At 67.9% G+C, this 8,361-nt stretch carries 7 protein-coding genes; 2 read left to right on the forward strand and 5 right to left on the reverse strand.

The annotated features are described in order from the left end of the window. Window positions 1-1,515, forward strand: a 1,515-nt coding sequence (gene hemDX, locus G3O00_RS37075) for a fused uroporphyrinogen-III synthase HemD/membrane protein HemX (RefSeq protein ID WP_206145981.1), incomplete at its 5' end; no start/stop codon positions are given. Between the two features lie 2 nt (window positions 1,516-1,517). Further along, window positions 1,518-2,705, forward strand: coding sequence for a heme biosynthesis protein HemY (locus tag G3O00_RS37080; protein ID WP_011352869.1), 1,188 nt, complete (start codon window positions 1,518-1,520; stop codon window positions 2,703-2,705). A gap of 114 nt (window positions 2,706-2,819) precedes the next feature. On the opposite strand, the gene G3O00_RS37085 is transcribed toward G3O00_RS37080, so the two are convergent. The 5 genes from G3O00_RS37085 to G3O00_RS37105 form a co-directional block, all read right to left on the reverse strand. After that, window positions 2,820-4,046 carry an alpha/beta fold hydrolase gene (locus tag G3O00_RS37085; protein ID WP_206145982.1) on the reverse strand — a complete coding sequence of 409 codons (1,227 nt, stop codon included), beginning with the start codon at window positions 4,044-4,046 and terminating at the stop codon, window positions 2,820-2,822. Beyond that, the gene (locus tag G3O00_RS37090; RefSeq protein WP_206145983.1) at window positions 4,043-4,456 is read right to left on the reverse strand and encodes a helix-turn-helix domain-containing protein; all 414 of its coding nucleotides are present in this window, start codon (window positions 4,454-4,456) and stop codon (window positions 4,043-4,045) included. Before G3O00_RS37090 ends, G3O00_RS37085 begins: the two co-directional genes overlap by 4 nt. A 225-nt stretch (window positions 4,457-4,681) precedes the next feature. After that, the gene (locus G3O00_RS37095; RefSeq protein ID WP_011352866.1) at window positions 4,682-5,986 is read right to left on the reverse strand and encodes an MFS transporter; all 1,305 of its coding nucleotides are present in this window, start codon (window positions 5,984-5,986) and stop codon (window positions 4,682-4,684) included. A gap of 275 nt (window positions 5,987-6,261) precedes the next feature. Further along, the gene (locus G3O00_RS37100; protein ID WP_206145984.1) at window positions 6,262-7,020 is read right to left on the reverse strand and encodes an SDR family oxidoreductase; all 759 of its coding nucleotides are present in this window, start codon (window positions 7,018-7,020) and stop codon (window positions 6,262-6,264) included. 92 nt (window positions 7,021-7,112) lie between these two features. Next, window positions 7,113-8,361: aldehyde dehydrogenase family protein (locus tag G3O00_RS37105; protein ID WP_206145985.1), on the reverse strand; the 1,249-nt coding region annotated here is incomplete at its 5' end.

The raw sequence follows: 8,361 nt of genomic DNA on the forward strand, positions 1-8,361 counted from the left end.
CGCGGCGACGGCGGGCGCGAATGGCTCGCCGACCGGTTGCGCGAGGCCGGCGCGGACGTCACGCTCGTCGCCGCGTACCGGCGTGTCGTGCCCGATCCGCGCGTCGGCGCGTGGGAGCGCGTGCACGCGCTGCTCGACGGCGAGCCGCACGCGTGGCTCGTCACGAGCTCGGAAGGCGTGCGCAACCTGCACGAGCTCGCGCGGTCGCACCTGAACGATGCCGAGATCGACGCGCTGAAGCACGCGCCGCTCGTGACGCCGCATCCGCGGATCGAGCAGACCGCGCGTTCATTGGGTTTTGATAGGATTACGCTGACCGGCGCGGGCGATGAGCGCATCGTCCGCGCGTTTCGAACGATGGCCGACGAGGCCGTCCAACCGGCGACAGCCGCACCGGTGACTAAACGCATGACAGATACCAACGATTCCAAAAGCGTCGCTTCCCAGCCGGCCGCTGCATCCGCACCGCCGTCCCGTCCCGCCTATATGGGCGCCGAACCGCCCGCGCGCCGCGGCGGCAGTGCGGTGCTGTGGTTCGTCGTCGTCGTGCTCGGCTGCGCGGCGGGCGTCGGCGGCTACGCGCTGAACCGCAAGATCGACCGGCTCGACGGCACGTTCGTCACGCGCCAGAAGGCGCTCGATGCGCAGACCGCCGAGACGCGCCTGAAGACCGAGCAGGCGCTCGCGAGCACGCACCAGGTCGACACGCAGCTCGCGCAGCTCGACGGCAAGCTCGCCGACGCGCAGAGCGCGCAGCAGGCGCTGCAGCAGCAATACCAGGACCTGTCGCGTAACCGCGATGCGTGGATGCTCGAGGAAGTCGACCAGATGCTGTCGAGCGCGAGCCAGCAGCTTCAGCTGACCGGCAACACGCAGCTCGCGCTGATCGCGCTGCAGAACGCCGACGCACGCCTCGCAACGTCGCAGAGCGCGCAGGCCGTCACGGTGCGCAAGGCGCTCGCGCTGGACATCGAGAAGCTGAAGGCCGCACCGGCGGCCGACCTCACGGGCCTTGCGATCAAGCTCGACGATGCCATTGCGAAGATCGACGCGCTGCCGCTGTCCGGCGAGGCGATCGTCCCGCATGAAGCGCCGAAGGCCGCACCGGCCGGCGCCGCGTCGTCGGCCGTGGCCGGCGAGCCGCGCTGGAAGGTGTGGTGGCACGACTTCTCGGCCGGCCTCGGCCAGCAGTTGAAGGGGCTCGTGCAGGTGCGCCGCATCGACAACGCGGACGCGATGCTCGCGTCGCCCGACCAGGGCTACTTCGTGCGCGAGAACGTGAAGCTGCGCCTGCTGACCGCGCGCCTGTCGCTGCTCGCGCGCAACGACAGCGCGATGAAGGCCGACCTGCACGCTGCGCAGGCGTCGCTCGGGAAGTATTTCGATCAGGCCTCGAAGGATACGCAGACCGTCGAGGATCTGCTCAAGCAGGTTGACGGCGCATCGCTGACGGTTGCGGTGCCGAACCTGAACACGAGCCTGAACGCCGTTCAGCAGTTCAAGAGCCGGGGGTAACGATGACGCTTCGAGGAATCGTCTGGCTCGCGGTCCTGTTCGCGATCGCCGCTGCGCTCGCCACCGTTGGCCGTTTCGACGCGGGGCAGGTGCTGCTCGTCTATCCGCCGTACCGGATCGACGTGTCGCTGAACCTGTTCGTGATCGCCATCGTCGTGCTGTTCATCGTCGTGTATGCGCTGCTGCGTATCGTGCGCAACATCTGGCGCATGCCGCAGCGGGTCGCCGCGTATCGGGCGCGTTCGCGCAACGAGAAGGCGCAGGCATCGCTGCGCGACGCGATCGCGAACCTGTACGCAGGCCGCTTCTCGCGCGCGGAGAAGGCCGCGCGTGAAGCGTTGTCGGTCGATGCGAACCAGGGCGCGGCGAGTCTCGTCGCGGCCACCGCCGCGCACCGGATGCACGAGTACACGCGTCGCGACGACTGGCTGTCGAAGGTCGACGCGCCGGAATGGCAGGACGCACGGCTGCTCGCCGCGGCCGACATGCGCGCGGATGCACGTGACGCCGACGGTGCGCTCGCCGCGCTGGCCGACCTGCAGGCGGGCGGCAAGCGCATCCATGCGCAGCAGGTTGCGCTGCGCGCGCAGCAGCAGCTGAAGAACTGGGCCGAGGTGCTGAAGCTCGCGAAGGCGCTCGAGAAGCGCGAGGCGCTGCATCCGGCCGCGGCCGTGCGGCTGCGCCAGCAGGCTGCGGAAAACCTGCTGCGTGAACGCCGGCACGACCCGGATGCACTGCTCGAGGTATGGCAGTCGCTGTCGCCGGTCGAGCGCCAGTCGCCGCGTCTCGCCGATCTCGCCGCCGATCTGCTCGTCCCGCTCGAACGCCGCAACGAAGCGCGCCGCATCGTCGAAGACGCGCTCGCGCACAACTGGGATGCGCGCCTGCTGCGTCGTTATCCGGACACGGCCGGTGCCGATGCGCTGCCGCTGATCCAGAAGGCGGAAGGGTGGAAGAAGGATCACCCGGAGGATGCCGACCTGCTGTTCGCGCTCGGCCGCCTGTGCCAGCAGCAACAACTGTGGGGCAAGGCGCAGTCGTTCCTCGAATCGGCACTGAAGCTGGCCGACAACGAGGCGCTGAAGGTGCGCGCGCATCGCGCGCTCGCGCGACTGTTCGAGCATCTCGGCGAAACCGACAAGGCTGCGAAGCATTACCGCGAAAGCGCGCTCGCGATTACGGTGGTCTGACGCGGGTGGCGTGGCCGCCTGATGCGGGCGGCTCGCGCAACTTGCGCAAAAAAGCCTCGAATGCCGGAAGGCCTTCGGGGCTTTTGTTCGTCCAGGGTGGGCCTGGATGACGCGTCACGCGCCGAGCTTGCGCAGCAGATCCCCCTCGTTCGCGACGAACCACACCGATGTGCCGCGATTGGACTCGCGAACGAGCGCGCGAAGCGCTTCGCTGCGCGCGAGCCGGTGGTCGATTTCACCGACCACGCCGAGCCGGACGCCGTAGTTGACGAGCTTCTGCAACACGGCGCCTGCGAGGCCGCTTTCGAGCCGGTAGAAATCGTCGTGCAGCGCGTCGGCGGGCACCGCGACCCAGTCGGCTTCATGCTCGTGCGCGAGCGCAACGAGGTCGAGCGCATCGCTTTCGCGTTGTACCAGGCCGGCGGCGGGGTCGCGGACCAGCACGCGGTGGCCAGCTGCCTGGACGATTCGGGGGTGCATGCGGGTTGGCTCCGTCGACATGAGAAATGCGAGCACGGTGTCGCGCTGCCCGCGGATGAAGTGGTATTGATCCGGAAGAAACAGGACCTGCGCGTGCGGCACGAGACGCGTCAGGCGATCGCGCGTCTCGCGCGAATCGAGCATGACGTCGCGACCGCCGACGATCGCCATGACGGGCGTGGACAGCGTGCGCAGCGCGCCGTCGCCGAACACCGGGATCGCTTCGAGGCGCGGCCGGAAGCCGCGATCCACGGCGCGCATGAGCGCGAACGTGTCGCGCTCGGCCGGCGTCGATGCGGGCGGCAGGCGGCCGAGCACGCGCCGTCGCACGCCGGCGCGCCCGACATCGCCGAGCAGTAACAGCGGCAGCGCCCACCACAGAAACGGTTTCTGCCGGCCGATGCCGGACGGGCAGAGCAACGCAAGCCGCGTGACGCGCGCTGGCCGCCGCAACGCGAAATCGAGCGCGGTTCGCGCACCGAGCGAGATGCCGACGAACGCGGCGCGTGACACGCCCAGGCCGTCGAGTACGTCGTCGAGCCACTGCGCGTACGCGTCGCTCGCGAGCGGTGGCCGCGACGGGGCGCTGGGTCCTGCTTCGCCGATCACGTCGATCGCGTAGAGCCGGAAATGCTTCGACCCTTCGCCCGCGTAGTGCTGCCAGCTCGCCGCTGTCGTCTGCGCGCCGTGGATCAGTACGACCGGCGGCGCGTGCTCCGGACCGCAGGCAATCACATGCGTGGTGCCATGGCGCGTCTGCACGGTGATGCGCCGATGTCCAGCCGGCCAGTGCGACAGCGCAGCCTCGTAAGCCGCGCGAATCGCACGGGCGTGGCGGGGCGACCTGAAGATCGCGCTCATGTCCCGCTTTGCTGCAGCAGCGCCTCGAGCGACGACATCAGCGCGGCCGTGTCGGCCGGCGTTGCGGCAACGATGATCTTGACCAGGCTGGCGGCGGGATCGAACGTGACGTCGATTCGCACCGGGTCGACATACGACGTGCGGCCGGATGCCATCGCATGCAGCGACCGCGACAGGTACTGGTGCAGCGACTGCGACGCGTCCGGAATGTCGACGATGCTGGTGACGCGCACCGCACGCGGCATGGGCGCGGCCGGCTTCGTTTGCGAGAACGCGGCGAGGTCGGCGTCGAGGATGCGGTATGCACGGCCGACCCGCGTTGCGGGCAGCTTGCCCTCGCGGATGAAGCGCAGGACGGTCTTCGGGTGGAGACGCAGGCGGGCGGCGGACTCTTCGACGGTATGGAGCATGTTCGGCCAGTGGCGCTCAAAATGTTCCTTATTGTTCCATATTAAACGGATTAATAGAGAACATTTTTACGGCGAGAAAGTCATCGTTGGCGGGATACCGAACCCGTATCGCTCAGGCGGTGCGTGCGCGGAAGCAGAAACGCCCCGCCGACCGGAGCGGTTCCGGCCAGCGGGGCGTTTCGGGTGTCGGTCGGTTATCGGCCGGCGGACGTCATGCGTTCAGGGTTACTTGTCGACCAGTCGCTTCGGCACCGACAGCGCCAGCAGCCCGCCGAGCACGAGAAACCCGGCGAGCATGTACATGCCGGAATCGTTGGCGCCCGTTGCTTGCTTGAGCCAGCCCATCATGTACGGGCTGAGGAAGCCGGCGAGGTTGCCGATCGAGTTGATCATCGCGATGCCGGCCGCGGCCGCCGTGCCGCCGAGGAACGCGGTCGGCAGGCTCCAGAACAGCGGCAGCGTCGTCAGGATGCCGATCGTCGCGAGTGTGAGGCCGAGCATCGCAAGCGCGGTCTGGTGCGCCCAGATCACCGACAGCACGAGCCCGAGCGCACCGATCGCGGCCGGAATCGCGACGTGCCAGCGGCGTTCGCGGTGCCGGTCCGCGCTGCGTGCGATCAGGATCATCGCGACCACCGCGGCCGCATACGGAATCGCGGACAGCAGGCCGATCGTGAACGTGTCGGTCACGCCGGTGGCCTTGATGATCGTCGGCAGCCAGAAGCCGACGCCGTAGAGCCCCATCACGAACGAGAAGTAGATCAGCGCCATCAGCCACACGCGCGGGCTCGACATCACGGCGCCGAGCGGCAGGTCTTCCTTGGTGGCTTCTTCAGCATCGACGTTGCGCGTGAGCAGCGCCTTTTCGTCGTCGGTCAGCCAGTTCGCCTTCTCGATCCGCTCGTCCAGCTTGAGGAACACGACCACGCCGACCAGCACCGACGGGATACCTTCGAGCAAGAACAGCCATTGCCAGCCGTGCCACCCGCTGATGCCGTCGAACGCCTTCAGGATGAAGCCCGAGAGCGGCCCGCCGATCACGCCGGACAGCGCGACGGCCGTCATGAAGAACGTCGTCATCCGGCCGCGCCGGTGCGCGGGATACCAGTAAGTGAGGTAGAGGATCACGCCGGGGAAGAAGCCCGCTTCGGCGACGCCGAGCAGGAAGCGCATCACGTAGAACATCGTGGGCGTCGTGACGAACATCGTCAGGATCGAGATCACGCCCCACGTCGCCATGATGCGTGCGATCCACACGCGCGCGCCGACCTTGTGCAGGATGATGTTGCTCGGCACTTCGAAGAGGAAGTAGCCGAAGAAGAAGATCCCTGCGCCAAGCCCATACACGGTGTCGCTGAGGTTCAGGTCGCTCGCCATCTGCAGCTTCGCGAACCCGACGTTCACGCGGTCGAGATACGCGACCACGTAGCACAGCAGCAGGAGCGGCACGAGCCGCCACGACACCTTGCGGTAGGTTGCTTCCTCGAATGCGCCGGACGAGCCCGGCAGCGACTGCGTCGATGTTGCCATGTTGTCTCCTGTCGATCAAAGTTAGCGCTTTAGCGCTTACTTGGGTCCCATGCTTCGCGGTCGATCAAAGTTAGCGCTTTAGCGCTTACTTGGGTCCCATGCTTCGCGGTCGATCAAAGTTAGCGCTTCAGCGCTTACTTGGGTCCCATGCACCGCTGTCCTTATAGTTGGCCGGGACCGGCGTATCAGTGGCAGGCCCGGTTTCGTGCGAAGCAGTGCGTGGATGCCGTGCCTGCCGAAGCATCCCGGCTCGGCGCGTGAACCGCCCGGTGCGGCTAGATGCAGCGCCCGCCGTCGACTTCGAGGCAGACGCCCGTAATGAATTCGGCTTCGTCGGAGGCGAGGTAAAGCGCGGCGTTCGCGATGTCCTGCGGCGTCGAGAAGCGGCCGAGCGGGATCGTCGCGAGGAACCGGCTGCGGTTCTCGGGGGTATCCTCGCAGCCCATGAATTCGGTCATCAACGCTGTTTCGCCGAGCACGGGGTTGATGCAGTTCACGCGGATACGATCTGCGCCGAGTTCTGCCGCGAGCGACTTGCTTGCGGTGATCATCGCGCCCTTCGTGCTGTTGTACCAGACGAGTCCCGGCCGAGGCCGTACGCCGGCCGTCGATGCGACGTTCACGAACACGCCGCCGCCCTGTTCGCGGAAGTACGGCACGAAGGTCTGCACGCACCAGAACAGGCTCTTCATGTTGACTGCGTACACGCGGTCGAATTCGGCTTCCGTCACGTCGAGCACCGGCTTGTTGCGGTGCGTGGTGCCTGCGTTGTTCACGACGATCTGCACCGCGTGGAAATCGTCGAGCGTGGCCTGCAGCAGCGCGTGCCAGTCGTCCTGCTTCGACACGTCGCCGGCCACCGCGATGGCCTTGCCGCCCGTGAGCGCGATTTCGCTCGCGACGCGCTCGCCTGCCGCGCCGTTCAGGTCGTTGACGACGACGTTCGCGCCTTCGCGCGCATACGTCTTCGCGATGCCTTCGCCGAACCCCGAGCCGCCGCCCGTGACGATTGCCGTCTTGCCGCTCAACCGCATGGTGTGTCTCCTGTGCTGGATATGAGTGTCGTCGTGCTTCGGCACGCGACCGGGCGCTGCCGGTCGTATGCCGCATGCTGCTTGCAGCGTGATCAGCCGTGCCGGATCGCGATCGTTTTCAGCGTTGTGAAGCCGTACAGTGCCTCGAAGCCTTTCTCGCGGCCATGCCCCGAGTGGCCGACACCGCCGAACGGCAGTTCGACACCGCCGCCCGCGCCATAGTTGTTGATGAACACCTGGCCCGCCCGCAGGCGCCGTGCGAGACGCATCTGGCGTGCGCCGTCGCGCGTCCAGATGCCCGCGACGAGGCCGTACGGCGTGCCGTTCGCCAGCGCGACGGCTTCGTCTTCGTCGACGAAACGCATCGCGGCGAGCACGGGGCCGAACACTTCTTCCTGTGCGAGCCGGTGTGACGGCGGCACGTCGCGCAATAGCGCGGGCGCCTGGTAGAAGCCGCTTTCGGGCGCGTCGGCGACGACCTGCCCGTGCGCGGCCATCGGAATGCCGTCGTGCTGCGCGTCGGACAGGAAATCCCACACGCGCTGTTGCTGCTTCGCGTTGATCAGCGGGCCGCAGTCGAGGTCGGCGCGGCTCGGGCCGACGCGCAGCCCGTTGAATGCGGTGGCGAGGCGCTCGACGAGCGGCTCGTACACCGCGCGCTCGATCAGCACGCGGCTGCCGGCCGAGCAGGTCTGCCCGCCGTTCTGCACGATCGCGGATACGAGCACGGGCAGCGCCGCTTCGAGATCGGCGTCGGCGAACACGATCTGCGGCGACTTGCCGCCGAGTTCGAGCGTGACGGGTACGTGATTCTCGGCCGCCATCTGCGTGACCAGCTTGCCGGTGGCCGGCGAACCCGTGAACGAGATGTGGTCGATGCCTGGATGGCGCGCGAGCGCGGCACCGGCTTCATGGCCATAGCCGGTGACGATGTTGAGCGCGCCGGCCGGCAGCCCGGCCTCGACGGCCAGCTCGGCGACGCGCAGCAGCGACAGGCACGCATCCTCGGCCGGCTTGACGACGCAGGCGTTGCCGGCCGCGAGCGCGGCGCCGACGCTGCGCCCGAAGATTTGCATCGGGTAGTTCCACGGCACGATGTGGCCCGTGACGCCGTGCGGCTCGCGCACCGTCAGCACCGTGTAGCCGGCTTGATAGGGGAGGGTTTCGCCGTGCAGCTTGTCGGCGGCGCCTGCGTAGAACTCGAAGTAGCGCGCGAGCGCGGCTGCGTCGGCACGTGCCTGCTTCAGGGGCTTGCCGGTGTCGCGCGCCTCGATCGCGGCGAGTTCCTCGATCGAGCCGGCGACGCGCGCTGACAGCCTCATCAGCACGCGGCCGCGCTCG

The sequence above is a fragment of the Burkholderia sp. Ac-20384 genome, assembly GCF_017104605.1.
GTDB classification, from domain to species: Bacteria; Pseudomonadota; Gammaproteobacteria; order Burkholderiales; family Burkholderiaceae; genus Burkholderia; species Burkholderia lata.